General features: G+C 71.7%; 20 protein-coding genes and 1 tRNA gene. 13 read left to right on the top strand and 8 right to left on the bottom strand.

What is annotated here, in order from left to right; genetic code table 11:
• The first annotated feature begins 27 nt into the window (after positions 1 to 27).
• A complete protein-coding gene (locus G515_RS0105365) occupies positions 28 to 600 on the top strand; it encodes a 5-formyltetrahydrofolate cyclo-ligase (RefSeq protein WP_084653127.1) in 573 nt (190 codons plus the stop codon).
• Between the two features lie 169 nt (positions 601 to 769).
• Here G515_RS0105365 and G515_RS0105360 read toward each other — a convergent pair whose 3' ends face one another.
• Entirely contained in the window at positions 770 to 3,385 is a 2,616-nt protein-coding gene (locus tag G515_RS0105360) for a penicillin acylase family protein (RefSeq protein ID WP_157571011.1), read from the bottom strand.
• 104 nt (positions 3,386 to 3,489) lie between these two features.
• Here G515_RS0105360 and G515_RS0105355 point away from each other — a divergent pair, with 104 nt between their 5' ends.
• From G515_RS0105355 to G515_RS0105345, 3 genes are all read left to right on the top strand, one after another.
• Complete coding sequence (locus tag G515_RS0105355; RefSeq protein WP_028659323.1) at positions 3,490 to 3,816, top strand: FmdB family zinc ribbon protein; 327 nt, start codon at positions 3,490 to 3,492, stop codon at positions 3,814 to 3,816.
• Between the two features lie 201 nt (positions 3,817 to 4,017).
• Positions 4,018 to 4,674 carry an SAF domain-containing protein gene (locus G515_RS0105350; protein ID WP_051217905.1) on the top strand — a complete coding sequence of 219 codons (657 nt, stop codon included), beginning with the start codon at positions 4,018 to 4,020 and terminating at the stop codon, positions 4,672 to 4,674.
• A gap of 91 nt (positions 4,675 to 4,765) precedes the next feature.
• Positions 4,766 to 5,134, top strand: a complete 369-nt coding sequence (locus tag G515_RS0105345; RefSeq protein ID WP_028659321.1) for an MscL family protein — start codon at positions 4,766 to 4,768, stop codon at positions 5,132 to 5,134.
• A 355-nt stretch (positions 5,135 to 5,489) separates the two neighbouring features.
• Here the strand turns inward: G515_RS0105345 and G515_RS0105340 are convergent, their stop codons facing one another.
• Both G515_RS0105340 and G515_RS19660 read right to left on the bottom strand, forming a co-directional pair.
• Positions 5,490 to 5,708, bottom strand: a complete 219-nt coding sequence (locus G515_RS0105340) for a hypothetical protein (RefSeq protein WP_036554353.1) — start codon at positions 5,706 to 5,708, stop codon at positions 5,490 to 5,492.
• Complete coding sequence (locus G515_RS19660) at positions 5,705 to 6,988, bottom strand: LCP family protein (protein ID WP_245565220.1); 1,284 nt, start codon at positions 6,986 to 6,988, stop codon at positions 5,705 to 5,707. Before G515_RS19660 ends, G515_RS0105340 begins: the two co-directional genes overlap by 4 nt.
• 329 nt (positions 6,989 to 7,317) lie before the next feature.
• Here G515_RS19660 and G515_RS0105330 point away from each other — a divergent pair.
• A tRNA-Arg gene (locus tag G515_RS0105330) sits at positions 7,318 to 7,390 on the top strand.
• A 56-nt stretch (positions 7,391 to 7,446) separates the two neighbouring features.
• On the opposite strand, the gene G515_RS0105325 is transcribed toward G515_RS0105330, so the two are convergent.
• Positions 7,447 to 8,433, bottom strand: a complete 987-nt coding sequence (locus G515_RS0105325) for an RNA polymerase subunit sigma-70 (RefSeq protein WP_028659319.1) — start codon at positions 8,431 to 8,433, stop codon at positions 7,447 to 7,449.
• Between the two features lie 140 nt (positions 8,434 to 8,573).
• Between G515_RS0105325 and G515_RS0105320 the strand changes: the two genes are divergently transcribed.
• From G515_RS0105320 to G515_RS0105305, 4 genes are all read left to right on the top strand, one after another.
• Positions 8,574 to 9,986, top strand: a complete 1,413-nt coding sequence (locus G515_RS0105320; protein ID WP_245565219.1) for an FGGY family carbohydrate kinase — start codon at positions 8,574 to 8,576, stop codon at positions 9,984 to 9,986.
• A gap of 21 nt (positions 9,987 to 10,007) precedes the next feature.
• Positions 10,008 to 11,174, top strand: a complete 1,167-nt coding sequence (gene xylA, locus G515_RS0105315; RefSeq protein WP_028659317.1) for a xylose isomerase — start codon at positions 10,008 to 10,010, stop codon at positions 11,172 to 11,174.
• 144 nt (positions 11,175 to 11,318) lie between these two features.
• Complete coding sequence (locus G515_RS19655; RefSeq protein WP_036554349.1) at positions 11,319 to 12,488, top strand: ROK family transcriptional regulator; 1,170 nt, start codon at positions 11,319 to 11,321, stop codon at positions 12,486 to 12,488.
• A gap of 238 nt (positions 12,489 to 12,726) precedes the next feature.
• Entirely contained in the window at positions 12,727 to 14,148 is a 1,422-nt protein-coding gene (locus tag G515_RS0105305; RefSeq protein ID WP_028659316.1) for an amidase, read from the top strand.
• 6 nt (positions 14,149 to 14,154) lie between these two features.
• Here G515_RS0105305 and G515_RS0105300 read toward each other — a convergent pair whose 3' ends face one another.
• Positions 14,155 to 15,105, bottom strand: coding sequence for an Lrp/AsnC family transcriptional regulator (locus G515_RS0105300; protein ID WP_028659315.1), 951 nt, complete (start codon positions 15,103 to 15,105; stop codon positions 14,155 to 14,157).
• A gap of 188 nt (positions 15,106 to 15,293) precedes the next feature.
• Here G515_RS0105300 and G515_RS0105295 point away from each other — a divergent pair, with 188 nt between their 5' ends.
• From G515_RS0105295 to G515_RS0105280, 4 genes are all read left to right on the top strand, one after another.
• Positions 15,294 to 16,469 (top strand): CaiB/BaiF CoA transferase family protein, encoded by a 1,176-nt coding sequence (locus tag G515_RS0105295; protein WP_028659314.1) that lies wholly within the window; start codon positions 15,294 to 15,296, stop codon positions 16,467 to 16,469.
• Positions 16,466 to 17,899: a carboxyl transferase domain-containing protein gene (locus G515_RS0105290; protein ID WP_028659313.1), complete on the top strand. Its 1,434-nt coding sequence runs from the start codon at positions 16,466 to 16,468 to the stop codon at positions 17,897 to 17,899. The genes G515_RS0105295 and G515_RS0105290 overlap by 4 nt, the downstream gene beginning before the upstream one ends.
• 90 nt (positions 17,900 to 17,989) lie before the next feature.
• Positions 17,990 to 18,259, top strand: coding sequence for a DUF2277 domain-containing protein (locus G515_RS0105285; protein WP_028659312.1), 270 nt, complete (start codon positions 17,990 to 17,992; stop codon positions 18,257 to 18,259).
• Entirely contained in the window at positions 18,256 to 19,101 is an 846-nt protein-coding gene (locus tag G515_RS0105280; protein ID WP_028659311.1) for a Sir2 family NAD-dependent protein deacetylase, read from the top strand. The genes G515_RS0105285 and G515_RS0105280 overlap by 4 nt, the downstream gene beginning before the upstream one ends.
• 98 nt (positions 19,102 to 19,199) lie before the next feature.
• On the opposite strand, the gene G515_RS0105275 is transcribed toward G515_RS0105280, so the two are convergent.
• The 3 genes from G515_RS0105275 to G515_RS19650 all read right to left on the bottom strand — a co-directional run bounded on the left by G515_RS0105275 (position 19,200) and on the right by G515_RS19650 (position 22,105).
• On the bottom strand, positions 19,200 to 19,886 hold the full coding sequence (locus G515_RS0105275; protein ID WP_028659310.1) for an iron-dependent transcriptional repressor DtxR: 687 nt from the start codon (positions 19,884 to 19,886) through the stop codon (positions 19,200 to 19,202).
• A 78-nt stretch (positions 19,887 to 19,964) separates the two neighbouring features.
• Positions 19,965 to 20,402 (bottom strand): MarR family winged helix-turn-helix transcriptional regulator, encoded by a 438-nt coding sequence (locus G515_RS0105270; RefSeq protein ID WP_028659309.1) that lies wholly within the window; start codon positions 20,400 to 20,402, stop codon positions 19,965 to 19,967.
• Entirely contained in the window at positions 20,399 to 22,105 is a 1,707-nt protein-coding gene (locus G515_RS19650; RefSeq protein ID WP_245565218.1) for an MDR family MFS transporter, read from the bottom strand. Before G515_RS19650 ends, G515_RS0105270 begins: the two co-directional genes overlap by 4 nt.
• Positions 22,106 to 22,166: the final 61 nt, after the last annotated feature.

The following is a 22,166-nucleotide window of genomic DNA, read 5'->3' as shown; positions in this document are numbered from 1 at the left end:
CACGCCTGCGCCGGCCACCCTGCGAGAGTGCCCTCTGTGAACCCCGCCAAGACCGCAGCCCGCGACCAGCTCCTCGCGGCCCGGCGCCGCCGTCCCCTCACCGAACTGGGCGAGGACGCACGGGCCATCGCCGCCCAGCTGCTGGCCACCCCGGAGGTACGCCGCGCGGCGAGTGTCGCCGCGTACGCGTCGATCGGCACCGAGCCCGGCACCAGCGACCTGATCGAGGCCCTCCGGGAGGCCGGCAAGCGGGTGATCCTCCCCGTCGTTCTCCCCGACCGCGACCTCGCGTGGGCGGCATACACCGGCGGGCTGCACTCGGCCCGGCACGGCCTGCTCGAGCCGGACGGTCCGCAACTGGACCCCGAGGCGGTCGCCACCGCCGACGTCGTACTCGTGCCCGGGCTGGCCGTCTCCCGCACCGGTGAGCGACTGGGGCGCGGCGCCGGCTGCTACGACCGGGCGCTCGCCCGGGTGCCGGTGGGTACGCCGGTGTGGATCCTGCTCTTCGACGACGAGGTCGGGGTCGAGGTACCCACCGAGCCCCACGACCGGCCGGTCACCGGCGCCGTCTCCCCCTCAGGCGTCCTCCGCTTCTGACGCCGGTCACCGGTCGGGTATGGCCGGCCCGGGCCCGTCTGCGTCCCGCCGTACCCGCCCCTTCCGCACCATCGGTCACACCACCCAGGCAATGCGTGCCACTTCCTCGGCGTGTCCCCGGCCCGGAGCGTAACTTTCCCCGGTGCACCGGGGAAACGTGCGGCCCGGCTCACCCGCCGGGCGTGAGCGTGAGCGTGTCCCGGCCGGCGCGATCGACGGCGTCCGGGGTGAAGGCCCAGGGCAGGGTGTCGCCGCGCGCCCACAGTTCGGTCTGGTCGGTGTAGTGCTCGGAGGCGGGGTGGCCGGAGACACCGGTGAGATTGATCCAGCGCGAGTCGTCCAGGTCGTCGAGCGAGACGACCATCCGCATCGAGGGGGCGGTGATGACGTCGTAGCCGGCACTGGCCAGCCATCCGGTGGCGTCGACGGCGGAGGTGCCGCCGGCGACCTGCCAGCCGCCGCGGTTGAGCAGTCGTTCGACGGCAGTGATCCCGGAGGTTCCGAGGGTCTGCTCGGTCAGGTCCATGCGGTGCAGGCGACCCCACTCCCAGTCCTCGGGATCGCGGCCGGTCAGGCGGGTCATCTCGTCGCGGGCGGCCCGCATCGCCTCGGCGAGGATCTCGTCGCGGTCCTCGATCACGCCGTCGGTGGTGAGGTCGTCCCACCACAGGTCCGCCGGTCGGTCCAGCAGCCGTTCGACCACGGCGATCCAGCGGTCCTCCCCGTCGGGCCACAGCCCCACGGGCAGTTCGTCGTGGAAGGCGAGTCTGAGCAGATGGCGCCAGACCGAGTTGTAGTACGCCGCCCCCGCACTGTCGGCCCCCATCTGTTCGTCCCAGTCGGCGAGCACGTCCTGTCCGTCGGACCAGTAGCCGTCGGGTAGCGGTACGTCGAGCAGGAGCGGCACCAGGTGGTCGGCGATCGGGGCCCGATCGTCGAGTTGCAGACCGCTCATGTCGTCGATGGAGACCGGTCCCTCGGCGAGCATCGCGGACAGCTCGTCCCGGATCCGCTGGGAGCGGTAGCCGCGGTCCCAGTCGTCGGTGAGGTGGTAGGGGTAGCGGTCCGGGTCGATCACCGCCTGGTTGGCGGTCACCACGAACCCCTCCTCGGGGTCGAGCACGTTCGGCAGTCCGTCGAAGGGCACGGGTTCGCTCAGCCAGTCGTTCTCCGGCAGCCATCCCTCGGACGGACGGGTACCGTCGTTGCCCGACTTGCGCACCGGTAGGGCGCCTGGTGCCTGGTAGCCGATGTGTCCCTCCCGGTCGGCGTAGACGAGGTTCTGCGCGGGGGCGGCGAAGTCCGCGGCCGCGGCCCGGAAGGAGTCCCAGTCCGTGGCGGTGTTCATCGCGAGGATGGCGTCCGCGGTGGGCGAGGGTTCGAGCGCGGTCCAGGCAAGGCTCACGGCGTACCCGCCCTCCTGGTCCCCCACCTCGCCCAGCTGCGGGTCGACGTCGGAGAGCACCGGTCCGTGCCCGGTCCTTCGCACCGTGATGGTGACGTCGGGGGCGTCGTGCACCTCAATCCGCTCCGACCGGATCTGCAGCGGACGCCACCGCCCGCCGTGCCGCCACCGGTCACCCCGGATCTGCTCGAGGTACAGGTCGGTGACGTCGGGGTCCAGGTTGGTGAACCCCCATGCGATGTCGGCGTTGTGCCCCACCATCACCCCGGGCACGCCGGAGAAGCTGAATCCGGCGACATCCAGGGGACAGTCCTCGCTCACCACCCGGCAGTGCAGGCCCACCTGCAGCCACACGCCCGGCAGGCTGGTCCCGAGGTGCGGATCGTTGGCGAGCAGCGGCGCACCGGTGCTGGTGTGCTCCCCCGAGACCACCCACGAGTTCGACCCGAGGCCGTCACCACGCCCCAGCCAGGCGGGCATGGCATCCAGCGAGGCCTGCACCCGGCGCAGGCTCTGCACCACCTGCTCGGACGGCGCCGCCCGGGCGGGGTTGCGGGTGCCGCCCCGGGTGGCGTCCTGCTCGAAGACCCCGTCCACGACCGCTCCCTGCGAGACGATCGGCTGGTGCTCGTCGTAGGGGTACGCCGGCCACAGGTCGGCCGCCCGGCGCGGCCCCACGGCCGATTCGGTGAGCACCCGCTGGATCTCGTCGTCCATGTTGCCGCGCAGGTCCCACGCCATCGCCTTGAGCCAGGCGAGCGAGTCGACCGGGGTCCACTCCTCGGGCGCCCCGTCCACCCCGGTGAGACCGAGCAGGGTGTACTGCACCGCGATCTCGCCCGGGTCGTGTTGCCCGAGGTAGGCGTTGACGCCCTCGGCGTAGGCCTCCAGCGCCTCCCGTGTGTCAGGGCTGATCAGCGCCAGTTCCTCCTCGGCGACGCCGCGCCCGTCCATCGTGCGCACCATCATGTCGCTGGGCAGGGCATCCTCCCCGAACAGCTCGGCGAGCCGGCCGGCCGTGGCGTGCCGCCGGACGTCCATCTCGAAGAACCGGTCCTGGGCGGCGACGTACCCCTGGGCCCGCATCAGGTCTGCCGTGGTGTCGGCGTAGATCTGGGGGATCCCGTTCGCGTCGCGGATCACCGTCACCTCGGCGTCCAGTCCGGGCAACGTGGCCTCGCCGCTGGTCTGCGGCAGCGGACGCTGGTACAGCCAGGAAACGGTGAACAGCCCGGCCACGAGGCCCAGCATAAGCACGACGGCGACGTAGGCGCTCCAGCGCAGCGGCCGCGGCCAGGTGCGGAACCCGCCATGGCGCGGCTCGCCGGTGGGCCGGTAGCGGGCCGGCGCGGCCGAGGACCTCGTGGGAGCGCGTGACATGGTGCGGACATTCTGCCTTGACGTAGAATTGGCAGTCGTCCGCATCGAGTGCTAAATCAGAGGTACGACCTGCGGCTCTCACCACGCCCTTCCCGAGGAGTACCGTGCCCACCTATCAGTACGCCTGCACCGAGTGCGGCCACGCCTTCGAGCAGTTCCAGAGCTTCTCCGACGACGCGCTCACCGTCTGCCCCGCCTGCGAGGGCAAGCTGCGCAAGGTCTACAACGCCGTCGGAGTCGTCTTCAAGGGCTCGGGCTTCTATGCCACCGACAACCGCAGCTCCGCCAAGGCCGGGGCCTCCGCGGGGGGCTCGTCGTCGAGCGAGTCGGGCTCGTCGAACGCGGGCACGTCGACCTCCGACTCATCCTCCGGCTCGTCCTCCTCCGGCGCCTCTGCCACCACCAAGGCGGCCGCGGCCAGCGCCGACTGAGGCTGCCCACTCACACTCGAGCAGCGCCCGAGTTCACGAGCGGCCTCCTCACGGCCGATCGCCGGGACCGGTCCCCCGCGGCCGGTCCGTGCCGGCCGGAGTCGGGCCGGTTCGCATCCTCCTGGTTGTGGACAGGGCGTCCGCCGCGGTGCCCTGTGCAGGACGCCGTAGCGGGGCCGCGCGCCGTCCTAGCTTGAGGACGTGACCGCTCTCCACACCTCCTCCACCGCGCTGCGGCGACTCGGTCGCCGGATCGGCCGCCAGCTGCTGATCCGGCGACGGCTGCTGGCCGCCCTCTTCGCCGTGGTGGCGGTGGCCGCCGGCCTCCAGTCCGTCGCCCCGCCCGCCCCGGCGACCGCCCCACTCACCGTCGCCGCCCGCGACCTCCCCGCCGGAGCCACCTTGCTGGCCGCCGACCTGACCACCGTTGCCGCCGCCCCCGACCTCGTGCCCGACGGCACCGCCCCGGCCGGCGACCTGGTCGGTCAGACCCTCGCCGCGCCGGTCCGACGCGGTGAAGCGATCACCGACCGGCGACTGGTCGGCGGTTCCTTCCTCACCGGCCGACCCGATGGCCTGAGCGCGCTCCCGGTGCGGATCACCGACCCTGGCGCGGCCGGCCTGGTCGAGGCCGGCCAGCGGATCGATCTGCTCGCCACCGACCCCACCTCCGGCCGCACTCGCGTGGTCGCGCCCGACGCCCTGGTCCTGGCGGTGCCTCCGGTCGAGGAGTCCGCCGACTCCGTCATGGAAGGCACGACCGGTCGTCTCGTGATCATCGGGATCCCCACCGAGGAGGTGCCGACGGTGGCCGGAGCTTCCGCCCGGCTCTTCCTGAGCGTCGCCTTCACGCACTAGCGTCGTGGACCGGTCAGGGAGCTCCCGAGGACCTCATCGCCAGAGCACGATCGACACAGAGCACACACGAGAGCACAGGAGAGAAGACACCATGGGCGGGTTCAAGAAGTTCATCCTTCAAGGCGACCTGGTCTCGCTGGCCGTCGGCTTCATCATCGGCACCGCATTCGCCACCGTGGTCACGGCCTTCACCACCGTGATCATGGACCTCATCGGCAAGGCCGGCGGCACTCCCGACTTCTCCAACTGGGCGCCCGGTGGCGTGCACGTCGGAGCATTCCTGACCGCCCTGATCTCGTTCCTCATCCTGGCCACGGTCGTCTACTTCTTCATCGTGATGCCCTATACCCGCGCCAAGGAGAAGTTCTTCCCGTCCCCGGAGCCCGGCACCCCCGAGGAGATCGAACTGCTCCGCGAGATCCGCGATTCGCTGGTCGCGCGTACCGGCGTCGAAGACTGATGCTGCTGGCCGGCAGCAACGTCGTGCTCGCAACACCCACGGGGTGATTCGAACCCACCAGGCTGCCCGCCCGCACGTCCCTGCGCCGACGACTGATTCCGACCCCATCAGGCCGCCCACCCCGCGCGCCCCGACGTGGGCGCCGAGGGCCGCCCGGGACTCGCCCGAGCCGCAGACACGGCCGGGCCAACGCCGCGCCGGTGCGGTTCAGCGTCGGGCCGGGTCGGATCCCGCCCCACGCCGGTCGAGTCGGACCACGGGGTCCGACCACGGGGTCCGACCATCGAGTCAGATCACTCGGGTCAGAAACGGCCGGGTCAGAACGACCGGGACACGCACGGGACCCGGCGCAGGGTCACCCGCCGTGGTGCGGCGGCACCTGGGCGCGGAGCCAGTCGTCCTTAGACCGCTCACCGCCGGCGCCATCGCGCTCGGCGAGATCGTCCGAGGTGCTCTCCGGAAGGGTGTCCCCGAAGATGCCGGCCAGCCTCCGCCGGCGCCGCCAATCCGGCTCACGGTCCGACTCACGGTCCGGCTGCGCCGGCCGGCGAGCGTCGTCGGCGGCGGCGGTCACACGCACAGCCCCGCGCTTTCGAGTTCGGCGATCTCCTCCTCGGAGGGGCCGTCGGAAGACGTACCCTCCGGAGTCGCCTTCTCCTCCGCCGACCCGTTGCCGTCTCCGGACTCGGTCTCCGCGGACTCATCGGAGGGCTCGGTCGACTCCGAGGAGTCCTCATCGCCACCGCCCTTGGGCGAGGCGCCGTCGGTGGCGGGCTTGGCCTCCTCGGTGCCGGGCAGGGTGTTGACCGAGATCGCGTCGCCGGTGAGCCGCGCCGGCAGCGGTTGGTCGCGCTTGATCTTCTGCCAGACCCGCTTCGCCTCGGGTGCCCAGATGACGCGGTTGGGGTCTTCGGGGTCCCACATCCACGGCACGGTGAGGAACTTGATCCGGTCCAGCCCGATGTTGCGGAACTCGTAGGCGAGCTTGCCCATCCGAGTGACGTTGCTGATGCCCTCGTCGACGGCGAGCGAGTCGGTGACCGCGCTCAGGAAGCGGGTGACCTTCACCGGGTTGGCGAGGGTGTCGGAGGAGAGCACCTGGTGGGCCATCGAGCCCACGAAGGCCTGCTGCCGCTTGAGTCGGCCGAGGTCGGTGCCGTCGCCGATGCCATAGCGCACCCGCACGTAGTTCAGCGCCTCCTTGCCGGAGATCTTGCGGGTGCCCTCCTCGAGGTAGATGTCGTGGGCGGGATCGTCCCAGGTCTCGGGGATGCACACCTCGACGCCGCCGAGGGCGTCGACCATGCCCTTGAAGCCGTTGAAGTCGACCACCACGAAGTGGTCGACCGAGACGCCGGTGGTCGCCTCCACCTGGCGGATGGTGCAGGCCGGGCCGCCGAGGGCGAAGGCTGCGTTCCACATCTGGTTGTCGGCCTCGGGGCTGAGCTGGTCGCCGTTGTCGTCGAGGCACTCGGGCCGGTCGACCATCGAGTCGCGCGGGATGCTGATGCCGTAGGCGTGCTCCCGGTCCGCGGAGAGGTGCACCAGGATCGTGGTGTCGGAACGCTCGCCGCCGCCGGTGAGACCATCGATGTCGTTGCCCTCGCCGTCGCGACTGTCCGAGCCCATCACCAGGATGTTGAGCGGTTCCTTGGGGCCTCCGGTGTCGAACTTCTCGACCCGGTCGCCGAGCGCGGCGCCACCCTCCAGGACGGTGAGGTTGCCGGTGAGGTGGCGGTAGAAGTAGGCCATCGAGAGGCCGGAGACCATCGCGACGGCCACCAGGGTCGAGATCACGACGGTCGCGACAGTGCGGCGGGTGCGGGTGGGCGCCCGGCGCTTACCGCCTTTCACCCGGCTCTCGGCACGGCGTACAGTTCTTCCCGGGGCGGAGGGCGACTCGCTCTCCCCCGATGTGGACGCGCCATCGGACCCCGCACCGGGGTGCTGTGGGTCTGTCATGGATCACGTCCTCGGGAGGGCAGGGGCCAGGGCACCGGGAAGCCTACGGTCGACACCCAAGTGTCTCGGGTATCATTCACCGGCCCAAATCATCTCACGTGTGAGACACACCGCCCCATCTCCGATCTCTCGGGCAGCGCAGTCCTTCGTACCCGGAGACGAGCTCCGAAGGACGGGGCGATCCGCGGCGATCGGGACTCGGGTGACAAGATGGGCGCCGAGCCCCGGTAGCTCAGTGGATAGAGCAGCCGCCTCCTAAGCGAAAGGTCGTAGGTTCGACTCCTACCCGGGGCACTTTTCGGGCGATGTCCGGCAAGGCCGTCGAGCACGCTCGGGAGGCACCTTCGGCGCTACGCCGGCAGCCGCGCGGGCAGTCCGAGCCGCGGGAACTGGTCGGCGTGGAAGGTGAGCACCTCGGTGATCGCGCCACCGGTGATGCGCAGGACATCGATGGTGAGCGGCAGGTAGGCGCCCGCGTCCTCGCGCCACTGGTAGAAGGCGACGGCGGGCTGCCGGTTCACGCAGGTGGGTACGCCGGCCATCCGCTCGAGGCCCTCGAAGCCGTCGGAGACCCAGTTCGCCACGACCGCGTCACGGCCGACGAACAGGCCCGGCGTGGGCGGCATCGAGCAGCGGACGTCGTCGCGCAGCATGGCGACCACCCCGTCGACGTCGGTGGCCACGACGGCGTCGGCGTACCGCGCCACCAGGTCACGTGTCTGTTCGTCCCCCGCGTCGCCGGTCCAGTCCTGCCGTTCGGCGGGGAGGTGCTCGCGCATGCCGGCGCGAGCGCGCTGGAGGGCGCTGTTCACCGAGTTGGTCGTGTCCCCGAGGACCTCGGCCACCTCCTTGGCCGGCCAGCCGAGCACGTCCCGCAGGAGCAGGACGGCCCGTGGGCGGGGGGCCAGGTGTTGGACTGCGACCAGGTAGGCCAGTTCGATCGTCTCGCGCGCGAGCGCCACCGCCTCCGGCTCGTCCGCGTCGTCCGCGGACAGTTCGTCGAGAAGCCGGTCCGGGTAGGGCTGGAGCCACTGCACCTCGCCCCCGGTCGCGGGCTGCCGGCGCCGCCCGGAGATCTGGTCGAGACAGGTGTTGGTGGCGATGCGGTACAGCCAGGCCCGGAAGGTCGAGCGCCCCTCGAAGGTCTCCCTGCCCCGCCAGGCGCGCAGGAAGGTCTCCTGCACAGCGTCCTCGGCGTCCTGGAACGACCCGAGCATCCGGTAGCAGTGCACATGCAACTCTCGTCGGTGCCGCTCGGCCGACTCGGAGAACTCATCCTCCTCGACCCCGTCCGATCCGCTCACGTCCAGTTCCTCCAGCCAGGTCTGCGTGTTCATTGATCATCCTTCCTCTCCTCGGTCTCCTCGACGGTGTGACCGAGATGGGCCGGAGAACTCATCACCGGCGCCCGGCGCGCACACGTTCGATCGTCGGAGGCACCCGCGGCCAACGTGGCGACCCGGGCCGGTTGACTTTTGTGCGCGACTCGCACTTAATACTCGGTGTGACCTACGTCATGGGAGTCGACTCCTCCACCCAGTCCACCAAGGTCCTGCTGGTCGACGCGGACGACGGACACCTGGTCGAGGCCCGCCAGGTGGCCCACCCCGAGGGCACCGAGGTCGACCCGCGCGCCTGGACCGCGGCGTACGACGAGGCCACGGCCGGTCTGATCGAGCGAGCTGCGGCGATCGCGGTCGGCGGCCAGCAGCACGGCATGGTCGCCCTCGGAGAGGACGGCGCCCCGGTGCGCGACGCGCTGTTGTGGAACGACACCCGCTCGGCCCCCGAGGCGCGCACCCTGATCGAGGAGTACGGCGGCCCCACGGCCTGCGCCGAAGCGGTCGGCAGTGTCCTGGTCGCCTCCTTCACCGCCGCCAAGCTGCGCTGGCTGCGCGACCACGAGCCGGAGCGGGCGGCCGCAGTGCGCAGCGTGCTGCTCCCCCACGACTACGTCTCGCGACACGCGGCCGCCCCCGGCGCCGAGGCGTTCACCGACCGTGGCGACGCGTCCGGCACCGGCTACTTCAGCACCCGCACCGGCGACTGGCGGCCCGACCTGCTGGCCGCCGCGCTGGGCCACGAGGCGACGCTCCCGCGGCTGGTGCGCAGCGGCGAGGTGGCGGCGTACGCGCCGGGTGGTCAGCCGCTGGGGGCGGGCACCGGCGACAACATGGCCGCTGCCCTGGCGCTGGACCTCGCGCCGGGCGACGTACTGCTCTCGCTGGGCACCAGCGGAGTCGCCTCGACGGTGAGCACGACCCCGATCGCCGACGGCACCGGCACGGTGACGGGCTTCGCCGACGCGCGCGACGGTTTCCTCCCGATGGTCACCACCATGAACGCGGCCCGCATCCTCACCCTCCAGGCCACCCTGCTGGGCTTGACGCTGGACGAGCTGGCGACGCTCGCCCTGACCGCCCCGCCGGGTGCGAACGGGCTGACCCTGCTCCCCTACTACGCCGGCGAACGCACCCCCAACCGGCCGGATGCGACCGGGGTCTGGAGCGGCCTGACCGACCGCACCACCCGGGCCGACCTGGCCCGCGCCGCCTTCGAGGCGCTGCTGTGTTCCCTCGCCGACGCGGCCGACCACGTCACCACGCTCACCGGTGAGACACCGGGCCGGGTGCTCATGGTCGGCGGCGCGACCCGCTCGCCCGCCGTACGCGCCCTCGCGCCGCAGATCCTGGGCCGGCCCGTACTGCTGCCGCCCGAGGGTGAGTACGTCGCCCTCGGCGCCGCCCGGCAGGCGGCCTGGTCCTTGACCGGCACCCTGCCGGACTGGCCGCTCACCGCCGCGACAGAGCTCACCCCCGAGGGCCCGTCACACACCCATGTCCGCGAGGCGTACGCCGCGCTCCGCGACCGCACCGAGACCTGGCACTGACCACTCCGAGAGAGGCATCCCATGACCATCCACATCCCCGCCCCCACCCCCGAGGACAAGTTCTCCTTCGGTCTGTGGACCGTCGGCTGGCAGGCTCGCGACCCGTTCGGGGAGGCCACCCGGCCACCGATGGACACGCTGTACGCGCTGGAGCGGCTGGCCTCGCTCGGGGCCTACGGCGTCAACTTCCACGACGACGACGTGATCCCCTTCGGCAGCGACGAGCCCACCCGGGCCCGGATCATCGAGCGGTTCAAGAAGGGCCTGGCCGACACCGGACTGGTCGTCACCACTGCCACCACCAACCTGTTCACCCACCCGGTCTTCAAGGACGGCGGGTTCACCTCCAACGAGCGCGACGTGCGCCGCTTCGCCCTGCGCAAGGTGATGCGCAACATCGACCTCGCCGCCGAGGTCGGCGCCAAGGTCTACGTGTGCTGGGGCGGCCGCGAGGGCGCCGAGTACCAGGCAGCCAAGGACGTCGCCACCGCGTTGGACCGCTACAAGGAGGCCTTCGACCTGCTCGGCCAGTACGTCGTGGACCAGGGCTACGACCTCAGGTTCGCCGTCGAGCCGAAGCCCAACGAACCGCGCGGCGACATCCTGCTCCCCACGATCGGGCACGCGCTCGCCTTCATCGACTCGCTCGAACGCCCGGAGCTGGTCGGGGTCAACCCGGAGATCGGGCATGAGGAGATGGCCGGCATGAACGCCGCGGCCGGCTACGCGCAGGCGCTGTGGCACGGCAAGCTCTTCCACATCGACCTCAACGGGCAGAGCGGGCCCAAGTACGACCAGGACCTCCGCTTCGGCGCCGGCAACGTGCGCGGCGCGTTCTGGGTGGTCGACGCGCTGCTCTCCGGCGGGTACGACGGGCCGGTCCACTTCGACTACAAGCCCGCCCGCACCGAGGACGACGACGGGGTCTGGGTCTCGGCGAAGGCGTGCATGGACAACTACCTGATCCTGCGCGAGAAGGTGCGTGCCTTCCGGGCCGACCCCGCGGTCCAGCAGGCGATCACCGCCGCCCGCGTGCCCGAACTCGCCGTCCCCACCCTCGGTGCGGGCGAGGGCTGGCAGCAGCTGCTCGACTGGGAACTGCCCGACCCCGATCTGCTCGCCGCTCGGGGCGCCGCCTTCGAGCACCTCGATCAGCTGGCCCTCGAGCACCTGTACGGCGTCCGCTGACCACCCCGCCGATTCGGCGCCAGGGCGGTCGGGTCCGCGCAGCCGCTCGATGTCGACCTTGGACATCTGCGCGACCCGGATGCCCGGCCGGCGGGCCGCAGCGGGCGTGAGGCGCAACAGCAGCGGGCCGGGAAGGAGCAGGGAGTGACGGTCAGCGGCACCGAGCAGCTGCGCCGGCTCAACACCGCGCTGGTGCTGCGTTCACTGCGCCGCGACGGTCCGGCGAGCCGCAGCGAGCTGGCCCGTCGTACCGGCCTGGCCAAGACCACCGTCGGAGTGATCGTCTCATCGCTGGCCGGGTCGGGTGCGGTCAGCGAGGGCACGGTGGTCTCGGAGGGGCGCGGTCGGCCGAGTCGGCCGGTCTCGATGAGCGGCGAGCGACTGCTCGCCCTCGGCCTGGAGCTCAACGTCGACTACGTCTCGGCGGTCCTGCTCGATCTCGCCGGCACGGTACGCCGCCACGAACATCGGCCGATCCCCTCGGGGGCGAGCGGCAGGGTCGAAGCCCTGCTCGACCTGGCCGGCGAGGTGGCCGGAGCGGTCGAGGGACGGCTGCTGGGGGCCCGGGTCGCGGTCCCCGGCCTGGTGCGAGGCGACGACGCGACCATCGCCTGGACGCCGAACCTGCGACTGGCCGGCCCGGAGCTCGCCGATCGGGTGCGCGCCAGGATCGGCGACGTGCTCCACGAGCCGTGCGCGGTCACCGTCGGCAACGACGCCAACGCCGCGGCGTACGCGGAGAGCCGGCGGGGCGTCGCGGTCGGGGTGGATCAGGCGGTCTACCTGACCGGCACGGTGGGGATCGGGGCCGGGTTCGTCGTGGACGGGCGGCTGCTGCGTGGCGTCGACGGGTTCGCCGGCGAGGTGGGCCATCTGCCGCTCGGCGACCCCGCGGACCGGTGCGGCTGTGGCCGGTCGGGCTGCTGGGAGACCGCCATCGGGCTGCACGCGATGCTCTCCCGCGTGGGCCTCGGCGAACTCGCCACGCCGATGGAGTCGGCCCGGATGGTGGTCGAGCGTGCCGGGGAACCGGCGGTCGCCCACGGCCTGGACCGTCTGGGACGCGATCTGGGTCGGGGCCTGGCCACCCTCGCCCAACTCGTCAACCCGGAGGTCGTCGTACTCGGCGGCTACTTCGCGCCGTTGGGCGAGCAGGTCCTCCAACCGGCACGGGCGGCCCTGGACGCGGCGCTTCCGACCCCTGCCCTACGCCGTCCCGAACTGCGGCTCTCCGGCCTCGGCCTCGAGGCCGCCGCCACCGGCGCCGCCGAACTGGCCCTCGACGTGGTCTTCACCGGCGACGTCCCCCTCTGACCGGCCGGTGTGCGGGGCGCGCCGACCCGGCGCACCGGCCGTCGGGTGGCGGCGGACCGGCGTAGCCGGATCGGTCGACCCGGTCGGGTCCGAGGATGAGTGAGATCCACCATGCGCTCCGCGCCATATGGACGGCCGGCAACGAAGGAAACGGCCACGGATCCGGCAAGATCCTGCGAATCACGCAATCCGGCTCTCCTCACTGGCGCGGGGGCGATGGGCACCCGATGCTCGAGCCATGAGCGACATCCTGGCCCTCTCGGCCCGCGAACTGGTCGGAGCGCTACGGCGACGCGAGGTCTCGGCCCGCGAGGCACTCGACGCCCACCTCGAGCGCATCGCCGAGGTGAACCCGACCATCAACGCCGTGGTCACCCTCGCCGCGGAGCAGGCCGTCGCCGCCGCGAGCGCCGCGGATGAGCTCGCCGCCTCCGGTGCCGACCTGCCGGCGCTGCACGGTCTGCCGATGACCCACAAGGACACCCACCTGGTGGCCGGTATCCGTTCGACGAACGGATCACCGATCTTCGCCGAGCACGTGCCGGACACCGACGACCTGGTGATCGACCGACTCCGCCGCGCCGGCGTGATCGCCACCGGCAAGAACAACGTGCCGGAGTTCGGTGCCGGGTCGCACACCTTCAACGAGGTGTTCGGCACGACCACCAACCCCTACGCCCCCGACCTCAGTGCGGGCGGTTCGTCCGGAGGACTGGCGGCCGCGATCGCCGCCGGCATCCAACCGCTCGGCGAGGGGTCCGACATGGGCGGGTCCCTGCGGATCCCGGCGTCCTTCTGCAACGTCGTGGGGATGCGACCCTCCTACGGCGTACTCCCGATGCCCACCGCCGCCAACAATCGTTCCTGGCTGGGCCGCACCGGCCCGATGGCCCGCGACGTGGACGACATCGCGTTCTTCCTCGCCGCCGTGGCCGGGCCGGACCCGCGGGTGGTGCCCTCCGCACCGGTGACCGGCGCAGACTTCGCCGGCTTCGCCGACGAGCCGGTCGGCGATCTGCGCGGGGTGCGGATCGGGTGGAGTCCCGACTTCGGCATCGGCGTACCGGTCGAGCCGGAGGTGCTCGAGACCCTCACCGGGCTGCTCGGCGTCCTGGAGGAGGCGGGCGCCGTGGTCGACGAGGCCGCGCCCGACCTGAGCGAGGCCGACCGCGTCTTCCAGGCCACCCGCGCCACCGACTTCGCCACCCTCCTCGGCGGATTCGTCCGCGACCACCGTGAACTGGTCAAGCCGGAGGTGATCTGGAACGTCGAACTCGGCTGGTCCTACTCCGCGGAGGACCTGATCGAGGTGACCGCCGCCCGCACCCGGTTGGACGCGGCGGTGGCCGACTTCTACGGCCGCTACGACCTGTTCCTCTCCCCCACCGCCCAGGTGCTGCCCTTCGAGGCGTCCCAGCGCTATCCGCAGGAGGTCGCCGGGGTGCCCTCGGAGACCTACCTGGACTGGATGCGCTCGGCATGTGTGCTCTCGGCGGCCGGCGTCCCGGCGTTGTCGCTGCCCGCGGGGTTCACCCCCGCCGGACTGCCGGTCGGCGTCCAGGTCGCCGCCGACCACTACCGCGACGTCGACCTGCTCCGCTGGAGCCGGGTCATCGAGCAGCGGACCGGTACGGCGAAGCGACGCCCCTCGATCGGCTGACCCGTGTCAGGACAGGATCCGGCCGCCTCGCTTGCGGGCATCCAGCACCAGGCCGATGTCGACCGCGGTGACGTCGCGGGTCCAGCCGCCGCCGGTGATGAACCGGTGCACGCTGTCCACGTCGGTCACGGTGATGTCGGCGACGATCTGGTGAGGGCCGGCCACCGCGGCGGCGTAGCGGACCTCGGGGTGGGCGATCAGCGCCTGGCCGATGTCGGCGATGTGGTCGGGCGGTGCGGTGATCCACAGCATCGCCTCGACCGGGAGGCCCAGGCCCGCCGGCTCGACGAGCGCGCGGATCTGGATCTGGTGACTGCGCAGCAGCATCTCCACACGGCGCGCCGCGGTCGCCTCGGAGACGCCGGCGCGCCTGGCGAGCAACTCCAGAGGCGCCCGGCCGTCCTCGGCCAGCACCTCCACCAGGTCGGCGTCCCGCGGCGCCAGCGGTGGCACCTGGCCCGGCACGACGTCGACGGTCAGCGGGGTCGACAGCGCGGCGACCTGCTGCGGGCTGAGCCCCCCGGCACGCCAGCCGCGGATGGTGCGGAAATAGCGCAGCACGGGATAGCTGACCAGCCGCACCAGGCCGGGGGTCGCGGGCAGCTTGGAGATCAGCGCGGAGGCGAACTCGTCCGCGCCCATGCCGAACTCGGCAACCACGTCGGCGCTGCCGGACATCAGGTAGCAGAAGGTGACCTCGGAACGGCCGGCCAGTGCCTCGGCCGCGAGGGGCGCACCGCCGGGAGTGCACTGCAGTCGGAGCAGCGCCTGCTGCGGCTGCATGCGCAGGGCCGCGACCCGCACCGTCCCCTGCGCCAGCAGATCGCCACCGCGGCGCACGACCGTGCGCTCGGACTCCCCGAGCACTCGCGCGATCTTGCGCCAGGGCGCCCGTCCGTCCACCTGGAGCGCACAGACGATCCGGCGGTCCAGGTCGTCGAGAATCACCGCGGTCACCTCCCACCTCCTCAGCCAGGTTTACGCTGTCGCCGGCCCGCCCGCGTACGCCGCCACAGTTCACGTGCCGGGCACAAGGCTATTGACCGGTGGCGCAGCCGCCCAAGGCGCGCCCTACCGACCCGGCCACCGATCCACCCATGAATCAAGGAGTCACCGATGAATCACCTCAGCCACAGGAGGATCGCATGACCGGCCCCCTCGACGACGTCCTGGTCGTCGACCTCAGCCGTGCCCTGGCCGGGCCGCACGCCACCATGATGATGGGAGACCTCGGCGCCCGGATCGTCAAGGTCGAGGCTCCCGGCCACGGGGACGACACCCGCGGCTGGGGCCCCCCGTTCGTGGGCGGGGAGGACCAGCGGGAGTCGACGTACTTCCTCTCCGCGAACCGGAACAAGGAGTCGATCACCCTCGACCTCAAGGACACCGCGGACCGGGAGGTGCTCCTGCGCCTGATCGACCGTGCCGACGTCCTCGTCGAGAACTTCCGGACCGGCGTCATGGACCGGCTCGGCCTCGACTTCGAGACCCTGCAGGCGCGCAACCCGCGCCTGGTGATCCTCTCGATCAGCGGGTTCGGACACGACGGCCCCGACGGCGGGCGCGCCGGCTACGACCAGATCGCCCAGGGCGAGGCCGGCCTGATGTCGCTCACCGGCTCGGGTCCCGAGGACCCGCAGAAGGTCGGTACGCCGATCGGCGACCTGCTGGCCGCGATGTACGGCGCCTACGGCGTCCTGGCCGCGCTGCACGAGCGCGAGCGGACCGGTGCCGGACAGGTGGTGCGCACCTCGCTGCTGGCCTCGGTGGTCGGCGTGCACGGGTTCCAGGGCACCCGCTGGACCATCGCCGGCCAGGTCGGCCGGGCACAGGGCAACCACCACCCCTCGATCGCGCCGTACGGGCTCTTCCGCTGCCGCGACGGGGCCGTGCAGATCGCCGTGGGCAGCGAGGGACTGTGGCACCGGTTCTGCGCCGGCTTCGGCCTCGACCCCGACACGGCCGGACTCGCCACCAACGGCGAGCGGGTGGCCGCCCACCAGCGGGTGGTCGAGGTGGTCGAACAGGTCTTCGCCGACTGGGACGCCGAGGCACTGCTCGACCGGCTCGCCGAGGTCGGCGTGCCCGCCGGCAAGGTCCGCACCCTCGACGAGGTGTACGCCTGGGAGCAGACCCGGAGCCAGGGGCTGCTCATCGACGTCGACCACGACACCCTGGGCAGCCTCACCCTGCCCGGCCCGCCGTTGCGGTTCTTCGCGCAGGACGGCAGCGAGGTCACCCGTCGCGAGCACGCCGCGCCGCCGACCCTCGACCAGCATGGCAAGGCCCTGCGCTCCTGGGTCGCCGAGGACCCGTCGTGACCCTCGTCCGGAAGCGGTGGCGTGCCCAGGAGCTGCTCGAGCTGGTGCTCGACGAGGGCTCCTGGGAGTCGTGGGACCGGCCGATCGACGTGTCCGACCACCCGGCCGACTACCTGGCCGAGCTGCAGGCAGCCGCCGCGAAGGCCGGCACTGATGAGTCCGTCCTGACCGGTCGCGGTCGGGTCCGCGGGCGGCCGGTCGCCGTGGTCGTCAACGAGTTCGCCTTCCTCGCCGGGTCGATCGGCCGGGCCGCGGCCGGGCGCATCGAGGCCGCGGTACGACGCGCCACCGCCGAAGGACTGCCGCTACTCGCCTCCACCTCCTCCGGCGGCACCCGCATGCAGGAGGGCACCCCCGCTTTCGTCGAGATGGTCGAGATCACCCGGGCCATCACCGCCCACCGCGCTGCCGGACTGCCCTACCTGGTGCAGCTGCGCCACCCGACGACCGGCGGTGTGTTCGCCTCCTGGGGCTCGCTGGGACATGTGACCGTGGCCGAGCCCGGGGCGATGATCGGGTTCCTCGGGCCGAAGGTCTACGAGGCGCTCGAGGGGAAGCCCTTCCCCGAGGGCGTGCAGCAGGCCGAGAACCTCGCCGCCAAGGGCGTCATCGACGCCGTGGTCGCCGTGGAGGAACTGCCCGACCTCCTCGACCAGGCACTGCGGGTGCTGACCGACCCGCCCGAACCCTCGGTGCTCCCCCGGCGCGGCGCCGCAGCGCTTGAGACCGGGGATGCGTGGGCCTCGATCGAACGCACCCGCAGCACCGATCGGGCCGGTGTCCGGGACCTGCTCAGGCACGGAGGCAGCGACACCCTGCGCCTGAGCGGCACCGACGAGGGTGAGCGCGACGAGACCGTGATCCTCGCCCTCACCCGGCTCGACGGACAGCCCTGTGTCCTCGTCGGCCAGGATCGGACCAGGCAGCACGGCGGGCAGGCGATGGGGCCGGCGGCGCTTCGCGAGGCTCGCCGGGGCATGGAGCTCGCCGAGGAGCTTCGGCTCCCGCTGGTCACCGTCATCGACACCCCGGGTGCAGAACTCTCCCCCCACGCCGAGGAACGCGCCGTCGCCGGCGAGATCGCCCGCTGTATCGCCACCATGACGACCCTCACGGTGCCCTCCTGCGCGGTGCTGCTCGGCCAGGGCTGCGGCGGCGGCGCACTGGCCCTGCTGCCGGCACAGACCGTGATCGCCGCCCAGCACGCCTGGCTCTCGCCGCTGCCGCCGGAGGGCGCGAGCGTCATCGTCCACCGCGACGTCGACCACGCTCCGCAGATGGCCGCCCGGCAGCACGTCCGAGCGGTCGACCTGGCCGCCAACGGCGCCGTACACAAGGTCGTCCCGGAGCATGAGGACGACGACGTCGCCTCGCTCAGCCGCGCGATCGCCGCGGAGGTGAGCGCGCAACTGGTCCGGATGCGGCGCTGACCACCTCGGCCCGCTGCGGACTCGGTGCCCCGTCCGGGGAGAAGGGCGCTCCCGGGGGCCCGGGTTCGACCCGCGGCCTAGGCTGGGGGCATGTGCCGTAACATCCGCCAGCTCCACAACTTCGAGCCCCCGGCGACCACGGACGAGGTCTCCGCGGCGGCGCTCCAGTACGTCCGCAAGGTGAGCGGGTCCACCAAGCCCTCACAGGCCAACCAGGCTGCGTTCGACCGGGCGGTCGCCGAGGTCGCGGCCGCCACCCAGCACCTGCTGGACGCGCTGGTCACCACCGCCGCACCGAAGGACCGGGAGGTCGAAGCGGCCAAGGCGCGGGCCCGCGCCGCCGCCCGGTACTCCGCATGAGCGCCGAGGCGCCGCTCGCGACCTCCTCGCCCTACGACGATGCGTTGGCGCTCCTGCGCGACCGGCCGCTCGTCGTACTCACCGGCGCCGGCCTCTCCACCGACTCCGGCATCCCCGACTACCGCGGACCGGACAGCCCCCAGCGCACCCCGATGACCTATCAGGAGTTCGTCTCCGGCCCGGTGCCGCGACGGCGCTACTGGGCACGCAGCCACCTGGGCTGGGGCCTGATGCACCGCGCCGAGCCCAACGCCGGCCACCTCGCCCTCGCCACGATCGACCCTGAACTCCTGATCACCCAGAACGTCGACGGCCTCCACGAGCGGGCCGGCAGTCGACGCGTGGTCGCCCTGCACGGACGGGTCTCTGACGTGGTCTGCCTGGGCTGCCGCACGGTGACCCCGCGCGCCTGGATGCACGCGCTGCTCACCGCACTCAACCCGGGGTGGATCGAGCGGCACGCGGACGTCAGCGTCAACCCGGACGGGGATGTGGAACTGGAGGAGACCGACGGCTTCCTCGTCCCGGACTGCCCGGTGTGCGGCGGCGCGCTCAAGCCGGACGTGGTCTTCTTCGGTGAGAACGTGCCGCGCGATCGGGTCGATCGGTGCTACGCCGCCGTCGACGCGCTCGCGCACCACGGTGGCGCGCTCCTGGTCGCGGGGTCGAGCCTGACCGTGATGAGCGGGCTGCGCTTCGCCCGCCGCGCCGCCCGGGCCGGCACCCCGGTGGTCGTGGTCAACCGCGGCACGACCCGTGGGGACGGGCTGGCGTCGTACAAGCTGGACATGGGCACCAGCGAGTTCCTGACCGACCTGGCCGCGCTGCGCTCCACGCCCTGACCCTGCCTAGGGGAATCAGGGCCCGCGGCAGCGTGGCGCCGCCGGTGCACCCTGTCCTTTGAACGCACCAGCGCGGCGACCCGCTCGCGGCATTCAGGTCAGAGCCGGCGGACGAAGATGTGCTCGGCGGCGTCGTGGATGAGCTCGGCCGACTCGCCGCCGGAGGCGACCAGGATGCCCTCCTCGGTGGTCAGGACCGTGACCGTCTTGTCGGGGGTCGCTCCGACCCGGCGCAGGGCGCTCATCAACTGCTCGTCCTTCTGCATCTCCTCCGAGATCCGGCGGATGAGCACCGTGCTCTTTTCACCGGAGGCGACCGTGGAGAGCGGCACCACACCGGTCATGAAGGACTCCCCGACGGCATCCTCGCCGAGCTCGTCGAGACCCGGGATGGGGTTGCCGTAGGGCGACTCGGTCGGGTGGTCCAGCAGCTTGATGAGACGTCGCTCGACGGTCTCGGACATGACGTGCTCCCAGCGGCACGCCTCCTCGTGGACCAGCTCCCAGTCCAGGCCGATCACGTCGGTCAGGAGGCGCTCGGCGAGACGGTGCTTGCGCATGACCTGGGTGGCGAGCCGCATGCCCTCGTCGGTGAGTTCGAGGTGGCGGTCGCCCTCGACGGTCAGCAGACCGTCGCGCTCCATCCGGGCCACGGTCTGGGAGACGGTCGGGCCGCTCTGGTGCAGCCGCTCGGCGATCCGCGCACGCAGCGGGACGATCCCCTCCTCGACCAGTTCGTAAATGGTCCGCAGGTACATCTCGGTGGTGTCGATGAGGTCGCTCACGGGCCTATTCTAGGGTGGTTCCAGAAACGCTCGTCCAACCGGCGCGGACGTGGCGGCACCCACTCGATCCCGGCTGGATCAATCGAGGGTCTTGTTATAGCGCGCCAGGTCGTCGGCGAAGCGCGCCAGGTCCTCCGGGCTCCAGTCCATCAGCCGTTCCTCGAGCACCTGACGCCGAGCCTCGTGCACTTCCACGATGCGCCGGATCGCTTCCTCGGTCGGCACGATCAGGGTGGCGCGACCGTCGTCCGGGTCGGGGGTGCGGTCCACCAGGCCGAGCGCCTCCAGGTGGTGCAGGTGGCGGCTCACCGCTGCCTTGTCGATCTCGAAGATCTCCACCAGCCGTGAGGCGCGGGCTGCCCCCTCGGTCACCAGCCAGTTGAGCATCGAATAAGTCGGACCGCTCAGTTCCGGATGGACCATTCGGGCGCGCTCCGCGCTGACCCGCTTGACGCGGCGCCAGAGGATGTTGAACTCGTTCTCCAGCTGCCGAAGTGAATCGGGGCGCGACTTCACCGCGCCGTCCCGGCGGGGGTCCCCGTCTCGCCCTGGCAGCGGGCCGGCGCGACCCCGGCCGCGGCGGGCTCAGGCTCGGAGACGGCGAGCGACTCGCCCCTGGCGTGGGCGGCGCGGTGGGCTGCGTCCGGGTTGACCCGCTCGAACTCCGCGTCGTCGAGCGTGGTCCGCAGCCTGGTCTCCTTCATCAGTGTGACGCAGATCAGCGCCAGCACGGCGAAGGGCAGGGAGAGCAGGAAGATGTGCCCGGTGGCGTCACCGAAGGCGGCCGCGAACAGCTGGGCCACCGGCTGGGGCAGTCCGTCCAGGTGCGGGACGCCGCCGTCGCCGAGTCCGGCGAGCTGGTCGGGGGTGACCTGGCCGGAGGCGACGAGGTCGGCGGCGCCGTTCTCGACGTTCTGCGCGACCTGGCTGGAGAGCAGCGCACCGAGGGCGGAGACACCGATGGTGCCGCCCATCGTCCGGAAGAAGGAGATGACCGAGGTGGCCGCGCCGATGTTGGCCTGGTCGACGTTGTTCTGGACCGCCAGGATGAGGTTCTGCTGGGTCGCTCCGACGCCGGCACCGAGGATCGCCATGTAGCAGCCGACCTGCACCAGGTTGGTGGTGTGGTCGATGGTGGCGAGCAGGGCCACGCCCACGACGACCGCGGCGAGCCCCCCGACCAGCCACATCTTCCACCGGCCGGTGTCACTGATCACCTTGCCGCTCAGGATTCCCAGCCCCATCATGGCGAGCACCATCCACAGCGACATCAGGCCGGCCTCGGTCGGCGACATGCCGTGCGACATCTGGAAGAACTCGCTGAGGTAGACGGTGGCACCGAACATCGCGATGCCGACGAAGATCGTGGCCAGGGTGGCGAGGCTGACGGTGCGGTCCTTGAAGAGCCACATCGGTACGACGGGCTCGGTCGCCACCTTCGCCTCGACGAAGACCGCGGCGGCCAGGATGAGCAGACCCCCGATGACCATCACGGCGGTCGTGGTCGACCACCAGGCGAACTCCGCGCCGGCCAGCGACACCCAGACCAGCAGGAGGCTCACTCCGCCGACCAGGAGGAAGGAGCCGAGGTAGTCGATCTTCACCTCGCGCTTGTAGACGGGGAGCTTGAGGGTGCGCTGGAGGACGATGAAGGCGACCATCGCGAACGGCAGCCCGACGTAGAAGCAGCCGCGCCAGCCCAGCGAACTGTCGACGATCACACCGCCGATCAGGGGGCCGCTCACCGTGGCGAGCGCGAAGACGGCTCCGATGTAGCCGGAGTAGCGGCCGCGCTCGCGCGGGGGGACCATCGAGCCGATGATGATCTGGATGAGCGACATGGTGCCGCCCACCCCGATCCCGGTGATCACGCGGGCGGAGATGAGCATCTCCATGGATTGGGAGATGCCGGCCAGGGCCGAGCCGACCACGAAGACGGCCAGCGCGATCTGCACCAGCAGCTTCTTGCTGAACAGGTCGGCGAGCTTGCCCCAGATCGGCGTGGTCGCGGTCATCGCCAGCATGGTCGCGACCACGACCCAGGTGTACCCGGTCTGGCTGCCGTGCAGGTCACCGACGATGCGCGGAAGGGCGTTGGTGACGACCGTGCCGGAGAGCATGCCGACGAACATCGCGATGAGGAGACCGGAGAGGGCCTCGAGGATCTGCCGGTGGGTCATCTGACCCTCGACGGGGACGGCGCTGGCGTTCTGGGACACGGAACCTTCTTGTGCGGTGGGGCGAGAGCTGCCTGGAGCGGGAGTCGCCGGACGCGCTGGC

Origin of the sequence: Nocardioides insulae DSM 17944 (genome assembly GCF_000422825.1) — a bacterium.
Lineage (GTDB): Bacteria > Actinomycetota > Actinomycetes > Propionibacteriales > Nocardioidaceae > Nocardioides > Nocardioides insulae.
The sequence above is the reverse complement of the archived record's forward strand: the minus strand, read 5'-3'. Positions and strand labels throughout refer to the sequence as shown.

Coding starts and splice junctions, on each gene's coding strand:
- G515_RS0105360 (WP_157571011.1), bottom strand. CDS start 3,385: ATGTCACGCGCTCCCACGAGGTCCTCGGCCGCGCCGGCCCGCTACCGG.
- G515_RS0105345 (WP_028659321.1), top strand. CDS start 4,766: ATGGGCGGGTTCAAGAAGTTCATCCTTCAAGGCGACCTGGTCTCGCTG.
- G515_RS0105325 (WP_028659319.1), bottom strand. CDS start 8,433: ATGAACACGCAGACCTGGCTGGAGGAACTGGACGTGAGCGGATCGGAC.
- xylA (WP_028659317.1), top strand. CDS start 10,008: ATGACCATCCACATCCCCGCCCCCACCCCCGAGGACAAGTTCTCCTTC.
- G515_RS0105305 (WP_028659316.1), top strand. CDS start 12,727: ATGAGCGACATCCTGGCCCTCTCGGCCCGCGAACTGGTCGGAGCGCTA.
- G515_RS0105295 (WP_028659314.1), top strand. CDS start 15,294: ATGACCGGCCCCCTCGACGACGTCCTGGTCGTCGACCTCAGCCGTGCC.
- G515_RS0105285 (WP_028659312.1), top strand. CDS start 17,990: ATGTGCCGTAACATCCGCCAGCTCCACAACTTCGAGCCCCCGGCGACC.
- G515_RS0105280 (WP_028659311.1), top strand. CDS start 18,256: ATGAGCGCCGAGGCGCCGCTCGCGACCTCCTCGCCCTACGACGATGCG.